Here is a 20,420-nt window from a genome sequence, read left to right as displayed (position 1 = left end):
GAGATGAATGTAGGGGGTTGGGTCAGGGGGATAAAGGTGGGGGCGGGAACATCATTAGTTACGCGGTGTAATGAGTTACGACTTCAGGTGGAAAAAGTTTGCCTAGGAAATGATCAATCGGCTAATCTACGATTATCGTAAATTTTAGATATCGCCTGAAATGGAGTAACGGCATATGGCAATTCAATTCTTCGATAGCCCGTTTCACGTCACGCATGACGAGGAAGTCGCCAGCAAAATGGCATTGAAAATGGAGCTTTCAATATTCATCACTGACTTCATCAAAAAACTGGGCCTCAAACAAAATGAGGCCGCTGCCAAACTGGGGGTGACGCAGTCTCGTGTTTCTGAGCTCACAACAGGCAAGATCGAGAAATTCACAATCGATGCAATGATGGACATGCTGGATAAGCTTGGCTTTCGCAGCACGTTTACCCTGCCCTCCAACGATGTTGGCGAGTTACCTCAGATCGTCATTTCACAGGCTCGAGTCTGCTAGACGTTGTGCCCCATCCTTCGAAGCTCTCTTTTCAGTTCCTTCAACCGATCCTCCGCAACCCCCATCGCATGACGATCGGTTCGATTTGTGGTTTTCACGAAAGAATGCAGGACGAAAATGGTGTCCGCATACTTTGCAATATAGACGCATCGATATGCCGGGCTGCCGTTGATGATCAGCTCAATGGCACCGGCCCCCACGGAACTCAGCTGCTTTACTGACAGCTCAGGATCCCCACTGTATTGCACACGCATCAGATCCTTCCCAAACTCATCTTGTACCCAGCTTGGCAAGTCCCTGTACTCACGCACTGCCGCCTCACTTACAAACGCAAATCTCTTCAAAAGATGAATTCCTACCAAACAGTCGGTGCTTTCCGAATGTCTCAGTAGACGATTGATGACGTGTTGTTGAGTAGTTATCACGGACTGATTGAGCAATAGGACCTAGCCCCTTTTTTTGTAGTCCGTTCAGTTATGTGTCGCCGACGAAACTTGAGTTTCAAAGCGCCCTAAAAATCAGAGCAAAGCAATCATCGATGACGTGGTAAAGGTGGCTCGACGCTCCGGGGAATAATTGCCGCAGTAACGTCGCCTCATAATCCACTCTGCACGCATGAAAAAGCCTCGCATTGCTCGAGGCTCCTTGGCTTGATGAATATCGTTAGAAATCCAGTTTCCTGCATAAAATCGATTATTGCTGCTCAAAAACGATCATAAATCAGGCCTTTTGCATAAAAACGTTTAGAAATCGGCCAAATCAGTCGCAATTCCTAACAATCTCGGGCCTCCCCGCTCAAACCTCACTCACTTCAAACACAAACGAAATCCTCCGACTACTCGCACTCCAAACATACCGAATGTGCTTCCCCTGCTTCGGAATCGACACCGCTGGCGGTCGAAACGCGGCAACACATTCATGCCCCGGCAACCGAACGCTGTTGTAGAGCAATCCCCACGACAACGTTTCGCGCAATTGCCTCGCGAACGCTTGAGACGGGCCATACGCAGTAGGGTCTGGATCATGAAGGTGCGGATAGTTCTGGCGAATGTCATGCAGCGGTTTGACGACCTTGTTGACGTAAGTCCGCATGGTCAACTCAAGATCTGGCTCATTGGTCGCAGCGAGAAATCGTTCTTGGTGATAGCTCGTCTCGGCAATGGCAGCCGCCTGGCTACTGGCCGCGTAATAGACGCCAAACGTGCCATCCGTAAAGCGACTGGTTTTGCCGATGTGCGTAAACGCAGCCATAACCGGCGTAGAGCCGGGGCCTGAAATTCGGTCTTCGGGACGGACTCGGGAGAGTACACCCGCCTCTTCCATCAACCGATCATTGGTCAGCGCTTCCAGCGCATAAGCGGTGGGCAAGTCTTCCGGATCGAGCACATCTTCAAACAACGAGATCGGCGGAAAGCAGCTGTTCACAATCCGATAGGCACGCGGCCATTGCGGATCGACCAGTTCCGGCGTCATCAACCGCGCACTCCGTCGAGGTAGCGGCGCACGTCAGCTATGTCTACCACGCGCCCGACCAGCATGTAATCCAAAGCAGTTTGGCCATTGAACGGTGCAGCGGTGTTTGGGCTGCTGACCCATTTGTAGGCGCGCTCGCGGCTGTTGCTGAAGATGATGCTCAGCGCTTTGTGGATGCCCATCAGATAGGAAATGCGTTCCAGGGTGTCGTGGGGCAAACGCACATTGGGCGGTAGGTGTTTGTACTTGTAGAACGTGGTGTTGCCGACTTTGCCCAGTAGCGTGCGCTGTTGCTCGGCGCTGCAGCCCCAGCGTTCCATGAGGTTGAAGAAAAACTTGAGCGCGACCCGGCCGGCTTCGGGCGAGTCGAGTTGTTGCTGCGGGCTGAGGGCAGGTGATGAGGTAGGCATGAAAAGCCTCCGCTGTAATGTCTTAGCCTCAGACTAGTACAGATACGGACTACTATGTGAAATTAATCCGCAAGTGAATATCCAGCGCTTAAATTGTCAGACCTAAAAACCCGCATGCCCCTCGCTTTTTTTGATCCCCATCACTCCAGAGCCACCAAAAACCCCGATCCTGTGTAAGCCTCCAGCCATCGGCTGCGGAATCAATTCGCTACTAAACCCGCGACAACTATGCTCAGGTGCAGGAATATAGCCGGCATAGGCGCAGGATCGGCCGCTGAGTACACAACAATTGCCAGCCCACTTTAGAGGGCATTACCCCATGGATAGCAGAACCTTACGCAACCTCATGCGCATTGTGCAGACCGGCTCGTTGTCGGCGGCGGCAGAGCATTCCTGTTTGACGGTGCAGGCGTTGGCCGCGCAGTTGAACAAGGTCGAAGAGCAGTTTGGTTTTCGCCTGTTTCGACGTTCCAACAAAGGCTTGACCCTGACCACCCAGGGCACGGAGCTCACGCCTTATATCGACAAGGTGCTGGTTGCCACGCGGCAGATGGAAGAGAAAGTCGCCGCGTTGAAAGTGCCCGGTCAGCGCACGCTGAAGGTGGCGCTGAATACCACGCTGTCGGAGGATTTCAATCGGCGAATGATCGGACGCCTGTTCGAGGTGTTTCCGGATCATCAACTGGAGTTCTCCTACGCCGAGTCGATGGAAAACCTCAGCAAGCTGAAGAATGAAGATTTCGACCTGGCCGTGTTGATCGGCCCGCAAAAGCCTGGGTTGCCGAGTATTTTGCTGCCGGACGTGCACGTTCAGGTGGTCGGTGCGCACTGCGGCCAGGAGAACGATCCGCTGGTGATGCTGGGCGACAAGCTTCAGGTTCGTCCGGCGGACGATTGTCCGTATTCCCACAGCTTCTTGCGCTTTCTCGACGCGGGCCTGGGCAATTACGAAACCGGGCAACGGACGATTTACTCCTGCAGCGAAACCCTGACCCTGTCGCTGATCCCGCAAATGGACGGCATCGGCATGGTGTCCCGCGAGGCCGCCCAGCGTAACGGCTTGACCATTTTCCCGGATTTCGAGGATTTCCTCGAAGTGCGGCTGGCGGTCAATAACCCCGAGCTGTCAGGCCAGGCGCTCAGCGATGTGGTCGACCTGCGCCTACAGGAACGAGCCGAGCGCAATGTACGCAGCCGTCCCAACCGCCACACTGAGAAAGAGGTTTTTGCTGAAATACGCACATAACAACGTCGGAATCGCGGCATAGAATTCCGGGCGATCGAGCTGCACATGCTGGTCCTTGATCAACAAGGGCGTGAGGCTGATTGCAGCCACGATCGCCACCGGCAGGTATTCCAGCGCCCGCGCGACGAAGGGCGGCCAATGATCGGTGTTGACCTGCAACGGCAACGCGCGCGGCAGGAAGGTCACGGCCATCATCAGTACGACGACCAGGATCAGGAACGTTTGGTCAGGCATACACCCACCCCGCAACCCACGAATGTGGCGATAAACACGTTGAACGGCGAGCTGCCGACCAGGCTCAAGGCGCCCATGCAGGCGACCGCGGCCGCAGCGGCGATCAGCTTGTTGCGGGTGTTGCACAGCGACACCAGCACGTAGAGCATCATCGCGGTCAGGGCATAGTCGAGTTGATACTTGATCAAGTGCGAGGCGTACTGCGCGCAGATCGCCCCGAGCAAACCGCCGAGCACCCATGAGGTGTGGCAAAACAGATTGAAGCCGATCAGGTAACGCACGTTGACCGGTGCGCCGCTGCCCAGTTTGACGCTGTGGAAGGCGAACGATTCATCGGTCAGCCCGCCGGCGTAACACCAGCGCTCGAAACGACTGAGGCCCAGCGCCCGCAATGCCTTGGCCATGTAGACCGACATCAGCATGTGCCGCGCGTTGATCAAAAACGTGGTGAGGATAATCGTGGTCAGCGAAGCGCCACTGGAGATCAGCGCCAACGCGGCGAACTGCGAAGCGCCGGCATACACGAACAGGCACATCGCGACCGGCAACCACACGGGCAACCCGGCGTTGACGGCCATCAAACCAAACACAAACGACACCGTGAAGTAACCGGCCACGACCGGGCTGGCTTCTGCAAAGGTGCGCGAAGGCTGCGGCTCGACCATCAGCGGCTGGCTGCTGGACGTCTCATTCATAGGTCCCTCTCAAAGGTCGTTTCGCCACGCGGCTCGCAAAAACCCTGGGCAGTCCAAAATCGCTTGCCGGCAAGGTTAGCATCGTCGACAAACAGGAACATCCGCAGTACGCCCACGCGTTTCATATCCGCCGACGCCGCTTCCACCAAACGTTGGCCCACGCCTTGGGCGCGATATTGCGGGCTCACCGCCAAGTGGTTGATGGTGCCACGGCTGCCGAGCATGCCGCCCAGCACCGCGCCGACCACTTCGCCATTGAGGTCGAGCGCCAGGTACGTGGTAGTGGTCTTCTGGACCAGCACACCGCGCAGGCATTTGGCGTCCTGCCATTCGCAGAACGACACTTCGTCGAACTGCCGGAAAAAGCGCTCCAGGCGCAGCGCATCCTTGGCATTCGCCCGCCACAGCATCACTGATGCCGAGGCGCTGTCCATGAGGTCGAGCTGTTCAGCGAACAATGTCGAAAGCGGTCCCGGGCCGCGAGAAAGAAATCGCCAGGATTTGCCGGTACGCCATGTCGTGGGAATGCACATTGCGCGCCGGGGTCACGTAGTGGCGCATATCGCGATCGAGGAAGAACGTGGTGTCGAGGATTTCCTGATAGGTCGTCGACGCCAACTGCTCTTCGTGCGAACTGTAGAGACGACTCTCGGCCCCCTCCACGTTGTTGCGTCCCCAGAAGTGCACGCCGCTGAACGGATAACCGTCGCAATGAATGCCTTCAGGGGTGATTTCCAGTTGCTTGCCCGGCTTGATCTCGATACGGATCTGATGGATCTGGCATTGCCAGATTTCATCGTGCAGCTCCGGCGGCAGGACGTTTTTGTACACTTCAAAGTCGATGTCGATGAGGCTGCGCATCACCGGCGAATTAATCACTTCATCGGAGAAGTCCTGGAAGTGACGAATCATTCCGCCGACGTAGCTGTTGTTGGCCTTGGATTGAACATAGGCACGGTGTTCCAGCTGCTTCAGATCGCGGGTCACCGGGTTGTATTCAAAATCGCTGTAGCGACGGAAACGCATACCGGATTCGGCCTGGCCGTAATAGCTGTCCGGCTCCATGTTTTCCCAACTTCTGGTCAGTCTGACGAAGTCGGCGAAATGACCGTAGAGATTGAAGTCACCACCCTGGACGTTGACAAATTTGTCGCGCCTTAGCGATTCGCCAACTTCTCTGTTTAAAACGATCATTACTAGTCTCCGCTGCGTTGAGCGGCCTAATCTATTAGGTGCAGGATTTCCGTCCCATGAGAAAGAATTTCAGGCATCTCAAGCGTTGCTTGAAGCGCGGTAAAAAGATGCTTTGAATCGACTTTTTTATGCTCAAAAAAGTGTTTTTAGAACGTTTTTACCAAAATTCCGCCAAAAAAAACCCCGAACCAGTCGGGGTTTTTAGTGAGTTTTATCAACTCAAGCGATCATCAGAAGATGTTGATCGGGTAATCCACGAACACGCGCACTTCATTACCGCTGACGTTGTACTCGCTGGATTTCTGCGACACGCGCAGGATCGAGCTGCGCAACTTCACGCTCAGGTCTTTGGCCGGGCCACTTTGCACGACGTACTTGAACTGGTTGAAGATCTCACGCTCGGTGCCGCCTTCGCTAGTGGACGTGGTGATGTTGTCACCGCGCACATAGGCGAAGTTGTAGCTCAGGCCCGGAACACCGAAAGTGCTGAAGTCCAGGCCGTAGCCCAGCTGCCAGCTGCGTTCGTCTTCGGCGTTGAAGTCGGACCAGTAGGAGTTGGCCAGGTAGATGGTGTTGCCGCCATCGCCGACGCGACCCTGATCTTTCTGATAGCCGCCGTAGGCGTAGCCCAGGTTGCTGTCACCAGTACTGCGCTGGTGAGCGAGCGTGAACGAGTGCGGGCCGGTGGCGAAGGTCGCTGCCAGGCTCCAGATCTTGTTGTCGTCGCCGGTGATACCGTTTTCGCGGACGTAGGAATTGTCCAGCTTGGTGCGGTAGCCGTTGAAGTCCAGGGTCAGGGACTGATCCTTGTCGATCGGGAACACGTAGTTAGCGTTCACGTATTGCTTCTTCAGCACGTCTTCGACGTCGGAAGCGTAGACCGAAGCCTTGAATTGTTCGGTGAACTGGTAGCTACCGCCCAACACGTTGATCGACTTCAAGCCACCGCTGTCACGGCCTTCAGCGCTTTTACGCGATTCGGCGGTGAAGCGACCGGCGTTCAGGACCAGACCTTTGATCTCCTTGGAAGTGATCAAGGTGCCGGTGTAGCTTTCTGGCAGCAGGCGCGAATTGTCGTAGTTCAGCACCGGCAATTCCGGCATCTGGTCGCCGTAGGTCAGCGTGGTGCTCGACAGACGGAATTTGACGGCTGCGCCGCCCTTGGACAGGTCGTTGGCCGGGTTGCCGCTGTCGCCCTTCTTGAAGAAGTCGATGCCCTGGGCACCGCTGCGGTCTTCACTGCGCTCCAGATTGAGGGCGTACAGACCGAAAGCGTTTACGCCGACACCAACGGTGCCTTGGGTGAAACCGGACGAGAACGTACCGATGGCCGCTTGGCCCCACTCGGATCTGTCCGGGTTGCCGTCTTTGTAGTCACGATTGATGTAGGCATTGCGCAGCAGCACTTTGAGGCTGCTGTCTTCAACAAATCCCTTGGCTTCGGCCTGGTCGTTAGCCATGGCCTGTGTAGCGCTCAACATCCCCAGAGCGATCAGGCTGATTCGCTTGTTCAACATATTATTTTCCTTATTACCGGTTGATACGCGCTGTGCCGAACGGCTGAAACGGCGCTGTTGCGCTCTTTTTTCACCCTGAAACAAAAAGGCCCGCCCACGAGCAATCGCGGCGGGCCTTTTATTGTTTTGTGAGTCGTGGCGGTTGGCCACAGGCGTTGGCGCGAATCCTAGCCGCGCCCTCAAGGTTATGTCAATTTCATGAATCGTCTGAGAATAGGCAAAAATCGTCTAAGAAATCCGTGTCCGCGAGCGTCAGTTGCACGATTCGACGGGAATTCAGTGGATGCAGCCGTCGAGACCACAGGCTTGAAACTCTGTCGCCGGGGCTTGGGCTGGAAGGGATTGACTGAGCCATGCGGCAAACGCTTCAGGCTTACCCAGCCACGGGCCGATGTCGATCAAGGTGAATTGGCCGTTCAGTTCCAGGGCAAACGTTGGAAAGCCTTGGCCGACGACATTGGCCAGGAGTGCTCGGCTTTCCTTGATGTGGCGATCCGTGTCGACTTCTTTAAAAGCGCTTTGGAAAATTTGCGGTTCGAGACCGATGGCGCTCGCCAGCTCCAGCAAAACCGCTTCGTCAGCGATGCGGCGCCCTTCCAGGTAATGAGCACTCTGCAAACGACCCAGCAATTCAAGTCCGCGCCCGGCGATCTGCTCGGCCGCCAGCACCGCAGCAATTGGCGGTGCGGAATCGAAGACAGCGGTTTCGTCGCGCAGCAACCCTTCGAAATACGCCTCGCCAAACGGCTGGCCGGTGAACTCGGCGATGCGTCGGTCGTGGGGCATCACGTAGTTGCGCAGTTGTGGCGAAACGGTCTGGCGATTCGCGCCGGTCATCATGCCGCCGCCGTGGGCGATCACCGGCAGTACGGTTTGGGCGGCCTGCACCAGAGGTTTGGCGCCGTAGCACCAGCCGCACAACGGGTCGTAAATGTAGTGAAGGTTCATGGGAAGACTCCGGCGAAGAGGTGGGAAAAATCGATGCCGGCAGACTAGTCCCAAGACCGTTTCGGAAAAACGCTGGAATGGTTTTCAGTCTGTTTCATGAGTCGGTCGAATGCTTGCTGCGACTCACTGTAGCAATCAAGACACAATTCGAAACAATCAAACCGCCGCCTCTATCAGGAATAATTAACGGAAGTAAATAGTAAGCATTACCATTCGCGCACTACACGATACCGCCTAAATTCCTACGGACGCGTCCTTCAATGCCTGCCCCCTTTCGTCTTACTACTTACAGTTTTGGCCTCTCTGCTCTGCTGTCTGCCGGTTTTTCCTACGCTGCGCCTACAACCTTGCCCGAAACATCCATCAGCGCCGAATCAGCTGAAGCCGACGACCCACGGGTAAAAGAAACCAGTACCGCCACGCGCACGGCAACCCCGGTGCGCTATGTGCCGCAGGCCATCGACTCGATAAAAACTGCCAACGTCGCGGATTACGGCACCAATGACCTGGGCACTGCGCTCAGCGGCATTCCCAACGTCAGCAGCGGCGCCGACACCCGCTTCGACAGCCTGCGCATCCGTGGTTTCGACGCCAGCAACGACTTCTACCTCGACGGCATCCGCGACGACAGCCAATACGTGCGCGACTTGCACAACATCGAGCGCATCGAAGTGCTCAAGGGCCCCGCCGCCGTGTTGTATGGCCGTGGCAGCCAGGGCGGGATCGTCAACCGCGTCAGCAAGCTGCCGGAATTCGGGCGTCGCTCGACCATTGAAGCCCAGGGCGGCAGCGAAGATTTGCGCAGCCTTTATGCCGACCTCAGCACCGACCCAAGCGAGAACATCAGCCTGCGCCTGAACATGGGCAACATGGACGAGAACAGCTTCCGCGATGGCGTCAGCGGCAACCGCAAACTGTTCGCGCCATCCATGAGCTGGAAATTGACGCCGGACCTGAACTGGCTGGTGCAGTACGAATACAGCCGCTACAACCGTACGCCGGATCGCGGCGTTCCCGGTGTCAACGGACGCCCGGCGGATGTAGGACGGGATACGACCTACGGCAACGATCACGATTTCATCGACGACAAGTCGCAATCCCTACGCTCGAAACTCAGCTATGAGCTCAGCGATAACTGGCAACTGCGTCATACGCTGGGTGTGTTCAAGCTCGACAGTGATTTCGACAACACCTACCAGACGGGTTACGACCCGAAGACCAACAAGGTCACCCGCCAGCACTGGCAGCAGGACTTGACCACGCGCAACGTGTTCAACAACGTCGAGCTGGAAGGTGGCTTCGACACCTTCGGCCTTGAGCATCGCCTACTCACAGGTATCGAGATCGGCAGCCAGCGCCGCGATCCGAAGCTGTACAACGCCGCCACATCCGAGGCTGGCAGCTCTCCGGTGCCGGCGCTGGATCTGTACAACCCGAACCGCGACTTGCGCCATACCGGACGCATGCAGGTGTCCAGCGACAACCACACCGAAGTCGAAAGCCGTGCGGTGTACGTGCAGGACCAACTGCGCCTGAACGATCAGTGGCAACTGCTGGCCGGTTTGCGTTACGACACCTTCGACATCGAGTCGACCAACAAGCTGCGGAACATTTCCGAAGATCGCGACAGCCACAGCACCAGTCCGCGTGTAGGAATTGTCTGGACGCCGCTGCAGAATCATTCCTTCTACGCTTCCTGGACCAAGACGTTCTCGCCTGTGGGCGGCGGCCTGATCGGCATCACCCCGGGCGTGGCCGGCAACAGCAACGACTTGAGCCCGGAGCTGACCAAGCAAAAGGAAATCGGCGTGAAGAGCGACTGGCTCGACGATCGCCTGAGCACCACCCTGGCGATCTACGAACTGGAACTCTACAACCGCCGCACCAGCGATCCGCTCAACCCGACCATCACCTTGCTCACCGGCAAGCAACGCTCCCGTGGTATCGAGCTGACCGGTACCGGCAAACTCGGTGGCAACTGGTATGTGCGCGGTGGCGTGGGCGTGCAGGACGCGACCGTCGTAAAAGACAACAATGGCTTCGAAGGCAAACGCGTCAGCAACGTGGCCAAACACAACGGCAGCCTGTTCCTGACCTGGAAACCGGAGATGGGCTGGTACGCCGAGACCGGCCTGACATTTGTCGGCGAGCGCTATGCTGACAACCTCAACACCACGGTTCTGCCAGGTTATGGACGTTGGGATGCACTGGCCGGGTTCCGGCAGAAGGACTGGGACTTGCGCGCGGCGTTGAACAACATCAGCGACAAGACCTATTACTCGTCGGCTACCAGCCAATATCAGATTCAGCCGGGTGCGCCGCGTAGCCTGGTGGTGACCGGGACCTACAGCTTCTAAACACCGATCGCGATTATTTGGACCCCATCAATCCAGTGGGAGCGAGCCTGCTCGCGAAGGCGATATGTCAGTCAACGAAGTTGTTGAATGTGACGGCCCCTTCGCGAGCAGGCTCGCTCCCACATTGGGTCTTCAGTGTTCATAAAACCTTCGCCCATAAAAAAGCGCCGCCCTCCCGGCAGCGCTTTCGGCAATCCTTTGTTGTTCTTTTTATCCTTCCATCACATCCCACAACGCTTCCAGTTCCGCTTCGCTGAATAAACCAGCGGGGTAGCGCTCGATCATCATCCGGCGCGGATCAGGTTCCCTGATCTGACGCGTTCCATTGGATTTCAACCAGTGCGCAAGGACCTGCAGCGATTCGCCATTGACTGCCAGGGGATGCAATGCCCGCTCGCTCACTACGTTCACTTCGGCGTTCATTTCGGCGCTCTCTCCCGGTTTGTGAGCGGCTAACTTATCCAAGGTTTATGACAGAACATCGCAGTTCTCCCCTCCCTGTATTGCGCCATGACAGATACAAGAGCTGTGCCAATGTTTCCGACCTGTCGATGAGCGGATACAAAAAAGCCCGCGGTCCTCACGGGCTGCGGGCTTCCTGTCAAACAGAGCGGGGAAACGTTTGCGAGAGCGAATAAGCAATCAACTCAAGCTGTTACAACCCCACTCACTCGTTGTGCGGCGCGGGCTGTTGTTGAGTAAGGCAGTGGATGTTACCGCCGCCCAGTAACAGTTCGCGGCCCGGCACCATCACCACTTCGTGCTGTGGGAACAAGCTCTGCAGAATCTCTTTGGCCGGGCCGTCCAGCGGATCGTCGAAGCTCGGCGCAATGATGCCGCCGTTAACGATCAGGAAGTTCACGTAGGAACCAGCCAGACGCACGGTAGGATTACGTTCCTGGGTGCCGTCCACCGGATCGACACCGGCGCACTCTTCTTCGGTCGCATACAGCGGCCCCGGAATCGGCATCTTGTGCACCGTGAATGGGCGCCCTTTGGCGTCGGTGCTGCTTTCCAGCACTTTCATCGCCGCCTGGCAGCGCGGGTAGTTCGGATCCTGCGGATCATCGGTCCAGGCCAGCAATACTTCGCCCGGGCGCACGTAGCAGCAGAAGTTATCCACATGCCCGTCCGTTTCGTCGTTGAACAAACCGTCCGGCAGCCAGATGATTTTATCCACAGCCAGATTCGCGCTGAGCACCGCTTCAATGTCCGCACGATTCAGGTGCGGATTGCGATTGCGGTTGAGCAGGCATTCTTCGGTGGTGATCAGCGTGCCTTCGCCGTCGACGTGAATCGACCCGCCTTCGAGCACGAAGCCTTCGGTGCGGTAGCGTTGGTTGCGCTCGATCTCGAGGATCTTGCCTCCGACCTGGGAATCGCGATTCCACGGCGAATACAAACCGCCGTCAAAACCGCCCCACGAATTGAAATCCCAGTTCACACCACGGACTTCGCCGCTGTTGTTGATGACGAAAGTCGGGCCGGTGTCGCGCACCCAGGCGTCATCGCTGGACATCTCGACCACGCGGATATTCGGCACGTCGAGACGGGCGCGGGCGTTTTCATACTGGCCGGCGGATACCGCCACGGTCACCGGTTCAAAACGCGCGATGGCCTTGGCCACCGCAACGTGTGCGGCTTGCGCCGGTTTGCCGCCCAGGCGCCAGTTGTCCGGGCGCTCAGGCCAGATCATCCAGGTTTGGGTTTGTGGCGCCCACTCGGCGGGCATGTAGAAGCCGTCGGCGCGCGGGGTGCTGTTTAAAGTGGTCATGCGGTCAGGACTCCAGGGAACCGTCGAGGGTTTTCAGCGCATTGTATAGGTTCGGGCGACGATCACGGAACGAACCCCATGCGCTGCGGATGTGCTCGAGTTCATCGAGGTCGAAGCTGTGAACCCGCACACCCTCTTCGGTCTGGTCGAGTTCCTGGACCTTTTCGCCGAACTGGTTGGCGATAAACGACGAGCCGTAGAAGGTAATGTCGTAGCCGTCCTGCTCTTCGTTACCGATGCGGTTGCTGGCGATCAGCGGCATCAGGTTGGCGCCGGCATGGCCCTGTTGCACGCGCTGCCAGTGGTCGCGGGACGAGATGGTCTTGTCATGGGGCTCGCTGCCGATAGCGGTCGGATAGAACAGGATTTCCGCGCCGAGCAACGCCATGCTGCGCGCACATTCCGGGAACCACTGGTCCCAGCAAATGCCCACGCCGATTTTCGCGTAACGGGTGTTCCAGACTTTGAAGCCGGTATCGCCCGGGTTGAAGTAATACTTTTCGTGATAGCCAGGGCCGTCCGGGATGTGGCTTTTCCGATAAATCCCGAGGTTGGAGCCGTCGGCATCGATGATCGCGATGCTGTTGAAACGCGCGCGGCCGGCCAGTTCGTAGAAGCTGATTGGCAGCACCACTTGCAGTTCTTTGGCGACTTTCTGGAAATGCTTGATGGCGACGTTGTCTTCAACGGTCGTGGCCAGTTGCAGGTAATCCGGGTTCGGCTTCTGGCAGAAGTACGGCGCTTCGAACAATTCCTGGACCAGGATGATCTGCGCACCTTTGGCCGCGGCCTCACGGACCAGCTTCTCGGCGGTCTCGATATTCGCTTCGAGATCCCACGAACAAGCCATCTGGGTGGCGGCGACGGTAACGATACGGCTCATGAATCATCTCCTGGGTCATTTTTATAGGAAGGCAATGGCGACTTTATAGCCGATAAATATCGGCTTTAGAAGCTTGCTATATGCCTTCCGTCTAAATATCGTCAGAACATGCCGATAATAATCTGGATTACAATTTTTTTGAGGACGCCTTCGCGGGCAAGCCTCGCTCCTACAGGGGAATGCGATCAACCTGTAGGAGCGAGGCTTGCCCGCGAAAGCGATATCAAGCCTTACAACCCCTCCCCCAGCACCTTCGAAAGCATATCGACAAAGAAATCCACACTCTGCCGCGAGGTCACCATCGGCGGTTTGATCTTGAGGACGTTCAGGTAATCCCCCGTCGGCTGCATGAAAATCCCCAGCTCACGCAGTCGATCACACAGCGCCGTGGTTTCTTCGGTCGCCGGCTCCAGGGTTTCTCGGTTGCGGATCAGCTCGACGCCCAGGTAGAAACCGGAACCATGCACCGCGCCCACCAGCGGGTGAACATCGATTAGCGCTTCGAGCCGCTCTTTGAAATAGCCGCCGACGATCTGCGCGTTTTCCCAGAGCTTTTCCTCTTCCATCACATCCAGCACCGCCATGCCGATCTGGCAACTGACCGGACTGCCGCCCGCCGACGAGAAGAAGTAACCCTCGGCCTCCAGCGCTTCGGCGATTTCCCGGCGGGTGATCACCGCGCCCAATGGCTGGCCGTTGCCCATGCCCTTGGCCATGGTAATGATGTCCGGCACCACGCCTTGCTCTTCGAAGCCCCAGAAGAAGTGGCCCATGCGGCCATAACCGACCTGCACTTCATCGGCAATGCACACGCCGCCCTGGGCGCGGACTAGTGCATACACCTGCTGCAAATACCCCGGCGGCAACGAGATCCCGCCCGCATTGCCATACACCGGTTCACAGATGAAACCGGCCAACTGGCGTTTCTGTTCGGCGATTTTCGCCAGGTTATGTTCGACGCTGCGCACATAATCCGGCGCACTGTCCGGGCCACGGAATTCGCCGCGATAGGTGTTCGGCGCGATGACCGGATGCACCCAATCCGGACGACTGCTCAAGGCCTTGGGGTTGTCGGCAATCGACGTCGAGACTGCGTCCGCGCCCACCGTCCAGCCGTGATAGGCCTCGAGCACGCTGAGCATGTCGCGCCCGCCGCTGTAGGCCCACGCCAGGCGAATCGCCAAGTCGTTGGCCTCGCTGCCGCTGTTGACCAGGAACACGCGGTCCATGGAATCCGGCGCCAACTTCAACAAGCGCTCGGAGAACTCGGCCACCGCCGCGTAGTTAAACCGGGAGTTGGTATTGAGCAGCGACCACTGACGACTGGCGACAGCAGCCATGCGTGGATGACCGTGGCCGAGCACCGCGACGTTGTTGAGCATGTCGAGGTAGGAGCGACCCTGCATGTCGATCAGGTGATTGCGCCAGCCGCGCTCAATGCGCGGCGGATCAACGTAATAGTGTTTTTGAGTGCGCGCGAAACTGGCATCGCGACGGGCCAGCAAGGTCTGCGAATCGAGTTCTTCTTCAGCATCACACGCCAGCCCCAACAGCACCGCTGGCGACGGACACAACGCTTGCCAGGCCAATGCGCGTGACGGCGTGCAAAACAGTGGCGCATCGAACGAAGCCCCTCGGCACAACTGCACGATCAGCGGCCCGTTGACCGAACCCAGCACCTGGCCTTTGACCAGCGCCGCACCGACGTGCAGCGACGGGGTCACGCCCCACAGGCGCACGCTCAGTTGCGGGCCATCGAGTTGCAATACGCCTGCGGTCGGCTGGTGAACAACCCCGGCAAACGGCGATTCGACTGCGGTGCCATGAGGCACGCGCAACTCGACGTGCAACGGGCAGGTGTCTGGCTCAGTGGCGCTGTCCGGCCGAGTGCGGGACAAACGGTATTGGCCGTAACGACTGGCCGCCAGACCGTGAGTCGCAGCGGCTTCGGTCAGTAGACGCTGATCAATGCCTTCTTGCTCCCAGTTACCAGCCTCGACATGCGGACTGAGCACGCCCAGGTCAATCAGGGCAAACTCACGACCGACCAGGCTCGGCAGTAAAGGTGCGAAACCTTCACTGCCAATAGTCGGCAGGTGCTGGCCGACGGCGGTCAGAATCGCCGCTTCCATCAACTCCAATGGCACCGAAGTCGCAACGCGGAAAATTTCCCATTCGTGGGTCAGATTGTCGCGACTGTATTGATTGCCCGGGTCAACGCTGACCTGCTGCTCGCCACTGAGCACCAGCACTGCCGCGCGGGCCACGATCAACGGCCACAACGCTTGCAACTCTTCATGCTGCAACGGGTTGATCGCGTGATAAGCCTGGACCGCCGGCACTATGTAGAACGGATCGCCATCGGCGTGGTGCAGCAACGCCGCGCAGGTCACCGACAGATCGGTAATGCGCCAGGTGCGGATCAGATCACCGAAATCGATCACCCCTTGCAACTGCCATTGGCGTTGCGAATCGCGGTGCCAGACCACGTTGTCATCGGTGATGTCCATGTGAATCGCCTGCACCGGCAGCTTCGCCATCAACGGCAGCAAGCGGCGTTCAGCGTGTGCGGCGGCATCGGCAATCAACGCGCGTTGCTGATCATTCTCAATGACCGGCAGCAGATGGGTGATCAAGGCGTTGGCGTGGCGAGCATCCCATTGCAACGTGCGCTCCAGCCCGGCATGGTCGAAACCGGCCAGGGCCAGGTCCATTTCACCGCAGAGCCGACCGAAACCGGCGACCACTGCACCCGGCAAATGATCGAGATGCGTCAGCGACTGGCCGTCGATGTACTCCAGCAGGCGCACATGCACCGCCTGCCCGCCGACTTCCAGCGACAGCAGGTCTTCACCATTAAGCGCTGGCATCACTTTCGGCACCGGCACGTCCGAATGTTCGGCCAAATGCTTGAGCCCCGCGTGCTGGGCCTGCAGTTCCAGCGCCGAATAATCACCTCGGCAGATTTTCAGGACGAAACGGCCGCGCTCAGCGTCGACGCGAAAGTTGAGGTCCTGCTGGCTGCCCAGGGACTGCAATGAACCGCTCAACCCGTAATGTGCCTGCAACAGCTCTAGCGCTTGATCCGCAGACACTTGCGGGCTGGGCAAACTGGCGCGGTGAATCAACGTGGCGAGCGGCATACAACGACCCCTGAGATTTTATTAGGCGCTTATATCGCCACTGCTTGCAGCGATACGCAACCCCCCAGCCACCGGCCACAAACATCAAAAGACAATGCAGCCCTCGCGCCAGACGGTACTTTGCGTAAGAATGTCGGCCATCAACGCCTATTGCTGGAGAAACCTCATGAATGTCGTCACCACCGACCTGCCAGGTGTTCTGATCATCGAGCCCAAGGTATTTGGTGACGAGCGCGGCTTCTTTTATGAAAGCTTCAACGCCAAGGATTTCGAAGAAGCGACTGGCCTGAATACGCAGTTCGTTCAGGACAACCATTCCCGCTCGCAAAAAGGCGTGCTGCGCGGCCTCCACTACCAGCTGGAAAACACCCAGGGCAAACTGGTACGCGTCACCGCCGGTGAAGTGCTCGATGTAGCCGTGGACATTCGCCGCAGCTCGCCACACTTCGGCCAATGGATCGCCGTTCGACTGTCCGCTGACAATCACCGTCAACTGTGGATTCCGAAAGGTTTCGCCCACGGCTTCCTGGTGCTGAGCGAGTTCGCCGAATTTCTCTACAAAACCACCGACTACTACACCCCGGCGGCCGAGCGCGCCATTCGCTGGGATGACCCGGACCTGGCCATCGACTGGCAACTGGACGAAGCGCCGAAATTATCCGGCAAGGATCAGGCTGCCGCGTTCTTCAAGGACGCTGACGTCTTTTCCTGAAGCGTTGTCTGAATCTTCTCCACAACAGCGCGCTCGACTCCGGGTGCGCAGACTGCGCCCACAACCCTAGGCATAATGCACCTGTACCCCCAGGCGCTCGATGCTCATGACTCCGACCCTCCCCCGCAGACCCCGCTGGCGCAGCCTGGCCCTGCTTGCCCTGTGCCTGGCGCCGTTGTTGTGGCCGTTGGAGCATCTGGCCGAGCGCTATTACCGCAGCGAACTGGCCGGGCAGAACCGTCAGACCCTCGACCTCTATGTCGCCAACCTGCTCGGCACCCTGCACCGTTATGAAGTATTGCCGCAGATTCTCGGCGATCTGCCCGCCCTGCGCGCCGTGCTCGGTGCGCCTGACGACGGCGTCACCCAAGGCAATGCCAATCGTCTGCTGAAAAACATCAGCGCCCAGACCGGCGCTGAAGTCATGTACCTGATGGACACCAGCGGCAAGACCCTGGCGGCGTCCAATTGGGATAAACACGACAGTTTTGTCGGGCGTAATTTTTCTTTCCGTCCGTACTTCAGTGAAGCGATGGCTGGGCGGCTCGGACGCTTTTTCGGACTGGGCACCACCTCGGCCAAACGCGGTTACTTCTTCGCCGCCGCCGTGCGTGAAGGTGAGAAAGTCATCGGCGTATTGGTGGTCAAAGTCGATCTGGACCATACCGAAAGCCTCTGGGGCAAAACTCCGGAACAACTGCTGCTCACCGACCATAACGGCGTGGTCATTCTTACCTCGCGGCCAGAATGGCGCTTTCGCTCGACTCGCACCTTGAGTGACGACGAGAACAGAGCAATCAGCGCGATCCAGCCCTACCCGACCCGCAACCCCAAGCCGTTGAAGCTCAATCCCAACGCCTGGCTGACCCAGACCCAATCGATCGCGGAAACCGGCTGGAACGTCAGCATCCTCGCGCCCCGCACACTGATTGATCGCCCGGTGCGCACCGTCGTGGCCATCGGTGGCGCGACGCTGCTGGTGTTGATGTTGTTGCTCGGCCTGATGATGCAGCGCCGCCGCCATTACCTCGAACGAATCGCCTTCGAAGCCAAGGCCCGCCGCGAACTGGAAGGCCGGGTGGCCGAGCGTACCAGCGACCTTGAAGGCCTCAACCGACGCCTGAAGCAGGAGGTGCTGGAGCGTGAACAAGCCCAGCAAGAACTCGTGCGTGCCCAGGATGACCTGGTGCAGGCCGGCAAGCTCTCGGCGCTGGGGACGATGTCGGCCAGCATCAGTCACGAACTCAACCAGCCGTTGGCGGCGATCCGCAGCTACGCGGAAAACGCCGAAGTGTTGCTCGATCATCAACGCACCGACGATGCCCGGGGCAACCTCAAGCTAATCAGCGAACTGACCGGGCGCATGGCCTCGATCATTGCGCATCTGCGCGCCTTCGCCCGCCGCGATCGCCACGCACCGGAAAGCGTCGCGCTGCAACCGGCGCTGGACGATGCCCTGGCGCTGCTGGCCAAACGTCGCCGGAGCATGGAAGTCGAGCTGATCCGCGATTTGCCGGCCGCCACCTTGTGGGTCGAGGCCGGTGAAACCCGTTTGCGCCAGGTGCTCGGCAACCTGCTGGCCAACGCCCTCGACGCCCTCACCGAAAAAGGCCCGCCGCGTAAACTCTGGTTGAGTGCCCAATCCACCACCGACGGCGTCAACCTGTACATTCGCGACAACGGCCCCGGGTTTTGCCTGGAAGCGCTGGGTCGCGCCGGCGAGCCCTTCTACACCACCAAGACCCGCACACAGGGCCTTGGGCTGGGGCTGGCGATCTGCGACACCCTGATGCGCGCCTTCGGCGGTGAACTGTCGTTCGCCAACCACAAGGAGGGCGGCGCCCTGATTACCCTGAAGCTACGCGCCGGCGCGCCGGGTGTGAGCCTGCAACCGTCCGAGGACCGAAGTGCATGACCATCGATAACCGCATCCAGGTCGTGTTGATCGACGACGATCCCCATCTGCGTCAGGCCCTGAGCCAGACCCTGGACCTGGCCGGCCTGAAAATCCTGCCGCTGTCCGAAGCCAAAGGCGTGGTCGGGCAACTGGAGCGTGACTGGCCGGGCGTGGTGGTCAGTGACATCCGCATGCCGGGCATGGACGGCCTCGAACTGCTGACCGAACTGCACGCCCAAGACCCCGAACTGCCGGTGCTGCTGATCACCGGCCACGGCGATGTGCCGCTGGCCGTACAAGCGATGCGCGCCGGGGCTTATGACTTTCTCGAAAAACCCTTCGCCAGCGACGCCCTGCTCGACAGCGTGCGCCGCGCGTTGGCCTTGCGCCGACTGGTGCTGGACAACCGCAGCCTGCGTCTGGCCCTGAGCGATCGCAATGAATTGAGCACCCGACTGGTCGGGCAGTCGGCGCCGATGTTGCGCCTGCGCGAGCAGATTGGTGCATTGGCAGCGACCAAGGCCGACGTGCTGATCCTTGGCGAAACCGGTGCCGGCAAAGAAGTGGTGGCGCGGGCGCTGCACGATCTGTCGAGCCGTCGTAACGGTCCGTTCGTGGCGATCAACGCCGGGGCCCTCGCCGAATCGGTGGTGGAAAGCGAGCTGTTCGGTCATGAGCCCGGCGCCTTTACCGGCGCGCAAAAACGCCGCATCGGCAAGTTCGAATTCGCCAACGGCGGCACGCTGTTTCTCGATGAAATCGAAAGCATGAGCCTGGATGTGCAGGTCAAATTGCTGCGCATGTTGCAGGAGCGTGTGGTCGAACGCCTTGGCGGTAATCAGCTGATCCCGCTGGACATTCGCGTCATCGCCGCCACCAAGGAAGACCTGCGCCAGTCTGCCGATCAGGGCCGCTTCCGTGCCGACTTGTATTACCGGCTGAACGTCGCGCCACTGCGCATTCCACCACTGCGCGAACGCGGCGAAGATGCGTTGATGCTGTTCCAGCATTTCGCCGACGAAGCCAGCACCCGCCACGGTTTGCCGCCCCACGAACTGCAACCGGGGCAACGGGCCCTGCTGCTGCGGCACTCCTGGCCGGGCAACGTGCGCGAATTGCAAAACGCCGCCGAACGCTTCGCCCTGGGTCTGGAACTGGCCCTGGACAACAGCGCGCCGGACGGCGGTGTGAGCACCACAGTGGAAGTGGTCAGCGGTGGTCTGAGCGAGCAGGTGGAAAACTTCGAAAAGTCCCTGATTGCCGCCGAACTGGCTCGCCCCCACAGCTCGGTGCGCAGCCTGGCCGAAGCCTTGGGCATTCCGCGCAAGACCTTGCACGACAAGTTGCGCAAGCATGGGCTGAACTTCGCTGACAGCGGCGCCCACAGCCACACTGATGAGCTCGATTGAGCTACCGTCAAATCATCACTTCCCAACAA

At 58.7% G+C, this 20,420-nt stretch carries 19 protein-coding genes; 6 read left to right on the top strand and 13 right to left on the bottom strand.

Annotation, left to right across the window (positions count from 1 at the left end; genetic code table 11):
- Positions 1-175 precede the first annotated feature (175 nt).
- On the top strand, positions 176-499 hold the full coding sequence (locus tag LOY68_RS01540; RefSeq protein ID WP_265042522.1) for a helix-turn-helix domain-containing protein: 324 nt from the start codon (positions 176-178) through the stop codon (positions 497-499).
- On the opposite strand, the gene LOY68_RS01535 is transcribed toward LOY68_RS01540, so the two are convergent.
- From LOY68_RS01535 to LOY68_RS01525, 3 genes are all read right to left on the bottom strand, one after another.
- Complete coding sequence (locus LOY68_RS01535; RefSeq protein WP_265045741.1) at positions 496-810, bottom strand: type II toxin-antitoxin system RelE/ParE family toxin; 315 nt, start codon at positions 808-810, stop codon at positions 496-498. The genes LOY68_RS01540 and LOY68_RS01535 overlap by 4 nt on opposite strands.
- A gap of 484 nt (positions 811-1,294) precedes the next feature.
- On the bottom strand, positions 1,295-1,972 hold the full coding sequence (locus LOY68_RS01530) for an RES family NAD+ phosphorylase (RefSeq protein ID WP_265042521.1): 678 nt from the start codon (positions 1,970-1,972) through the stop codon (positions 1,295-1,297).
- The gene (locus tag LOY68_RS01525) at positions 1,972-2,382 is read right to left on the bottom strand and encodes an MbcA/ParS/Xre antitoxin family protein (RefSeq protein WP_149659072.1); all 411 of its coding nucleotides are present in this window, start codon (positions 2,380-2,382) and stop codon (positions 1,972-1,974) included. The genes LOY68_RS01530 and LOY68_RS01525 overlap by 1 nt, the downstream gene beginning before the upstream one ends.
- 319 nt (positions 2,383-2,701) lie before the next feature.
- On the opposite strand from LOY68_RS01525, the gene LOY68_RS01520 reads away from it, so the two are divergent.
- Positions 2,702-3,628 (top strand): LysR family transcriptional regulator, encoded by a 927-nt coding sequence (locus tag LOY68_RS01520; protein ID WP_054054338.1) that lies wholly within the window; start codon positions 2,702-2,704, stop codon positions 3,626-3,628.
- Here LOY68_RS01520 and LOY68_RS01515 read toward each other — a convergent pair.
- From LOY68_RS01515 to LOY68_RS01490, 6 genes are all read right to left on the bottom strand, one after another.
- Positions 3,545-3,862: an AzlD domain-containing protein gene (locus LOY68_RS01515; protein ID WP_054054336.1), complete on the bottom strand. Its 318-nt coding sequence runs from the start codon at positions 3,860-3,862 to the stop codon at positions 3,545-3,547. The genes LOY68_RS01520 and LOY68_RS01515 overlap by 84 nt on opposite strands.
- Positions 3,841-4,557, bottom strand: a complete 717-nt coding sequence (locus tag LOY68_RS01510; protein ID WP_054054335.1) for an AzlC family ABC transporter permease — start codon at positions 4,555-4,557, stop codon at positions 3,841-3,843. The genes LOY68_RS01515 and LOY68_RS01510 overlap by 22 nt, the downstream gene beginning before the upstream one ends.
- Positions 4,554-4,991: a GNAT family N-acetyltransferase gene (locus LOY68_RS01505; RefSeq protein ID WP_265045740.1), complete on the bottom strand. Its 438-nt coding sequence runs from the start codon at positions 4,989-4,991 to the stop codon at positions 4,554-4,556. Before LOY68_RS01505 ends, LOY68_RS01510 begins: the two co-directional genes overlap by 4 nt.
- Before the next feature lie 13 nt (positions 4,992-5,004).
- Positions 5,005-5,751, bottom strand: coding sequence for a 2OG-Fe dioxygenase family protein (locus LOY68_RS01500; RefSeq protein ID WP_054054332.1), 747 nt, complete (start codon positions 5,749-5,751; stop codon positions 5,005-5,007).
- Positions 5,752-5,981: 230 nt separating this feature from the next.
- Positions 5,982-7,268, bottom strand: coding sequence for an OprD family porin (locus LOY68_RS01495; RefSeq protein ID WP_054054330.1), 1,287 nt, complete (start codon positions 7,266-7,268; stop codon positions 5,982-5,984).
- A 276-nt stretch (positions 7,269-7,544) separates the two neighbouring features.
- Positions 7,545-8,216, bottom strand: coding sequence for a DsbA family protein (locus LOY68_RS01490; RefSeq protein WP_265042517.1), 672 nt, complete (start codon positions 8,214-8,216; stop codon positions 7,545-7,547).
- 260 nt (positions 8,217-8,476) lie between these two features.
- On the opposite strand from LOY68_RS01490, the gene LOY68_RS01485 reads away from it, so the two are divergent.
- Positions 8,477-10,573: a TonB-dependent receptor gene (locus tag LOY68_RS01485; protein ID WP_265042516.1), complete on the top strand. Its 2,097-nt coding sequence runs from the start codon at positions 8,477-8,479 to the stop codon at positions 10,571-10,573.
- Between the two features lie 210 nt (positions 10,574-10,783).
- Here the strand turns inward: LOY68_RS01485 and LOY68_RS01480 are convergent, their stop codons facing one another.
- The 4 genes from LOY68_RS01480 to LOY68_RS01465 form a co-directional block, all read right to left on the bottom strand.
- Positions 10,784-10,996, bottom strand: a complete 213-nt coding sequence (locus LOY68_RS01480; protein WP_265042514.1) for a hypothetical protein — start codon at positions 10,994-10,996, stop codon at positions 10,784-10,786.
- A gap of 244 nt (positions 10,997-11,240) precedes the next feature.
- Positions 11,241-12,347, bottom strand: coding sequence for an agmatine deiminase (gene aguA / locus LOY68_RS01475; protein ID WP_265042512.1), 1,107 nt, complete (start codon positions 12,345-12,347; stop codon positions 11,241-11,243).
- Between the two features lie 4 nt (positions 12,348-12,351).
- Entirely contained in the window at positions 12,352-13,230 is an 879-nt protein-coding gene (aguB, locus tag LOY68_RS01470) for an N-carbamoylputrescine amidase (RefSeq protein WP_265042510.1), read from the bottom strand.
- Between the two features lie 230 nt (positions 13,231-13,460).
- Positions 13,461-16,373: an aminotransferase gene (locus LOY68_RS01465; RefSeq protein WP_265042509.1), complete on the bottom strand. Its 2,913-nt coding sequence runs from the start codon at positions 16,371-16,373 to the stop codon at positions 13,461-13,463.
- A 166-nt stretch (positions 16,374-16,539) separates the two neighbouring features.
- On the opposite strand from LOY68_RS01465, the gene rfbC reads away from it, so the two are divergent.
- The 3 genes from rfbC (at position 16,540) to LOY68_RS01450 (ending at position 20,391) form a co-directional block, all read left to right on the top strand.
- Positions 16,540-17,085 (top strand): dTDP-4-dehydrorhamnose 3,5-epimerase, encoded by a 546-nt coding sequence (rfbC, locus tag LOY68_RS01460; protein WP_265042507.1) that lies wholly within the window; start codon positions 16,540-16,542, stop codon positions 17,083-17,085.
- A gap of 106 nt (positions 17,086-17,191) precedes the next feature.
- Positions 17,192-19,000: a sensor histidine kinase gene (locus LOY68_RS01455; RefSeq protein WP_163907750.1), complete on the top strand. Its 1,809-nt coding sequence runs from the start codon at positions 17,192-17,194 to the stop codon at positions 18,998-19,000.
- On the top strand, positions 18,997-20,391 hold the full coding sequence (locus LOY68_RS01450; protein WP_163907749.1) for a sigma-54-dependent transcriptional regulator: 1,395 nt from the start codon (positions 18,997-18,999) through the stop codon (positions 20,389-20,391). The genes LOY68_RS01455 and LOY68_RS01450 overlap by 4 nt, the downstream gene beginning before the upstream one ends.
- The last annotated feature ends 29 nt before the right edge of the window (positions 20,392-20,420 follow it).

This window comes from Pseudomonas sp. B21-053 (assembly GCF_026016365.1).
Taxonomy (GTDB): domain Bacteria; phylum Pseudomonadota; class Gammaproteobacteria; order Pseudomonadales; family Pseudomonadaceae; genus Aquipseudomonas; species Aquipseudomonas nunensis.
The sequence above is the reverse complement of the archived record's forward strand: the minus strand, read 5'-3'. Positions and strand labels throughout refer to the sequence as shown.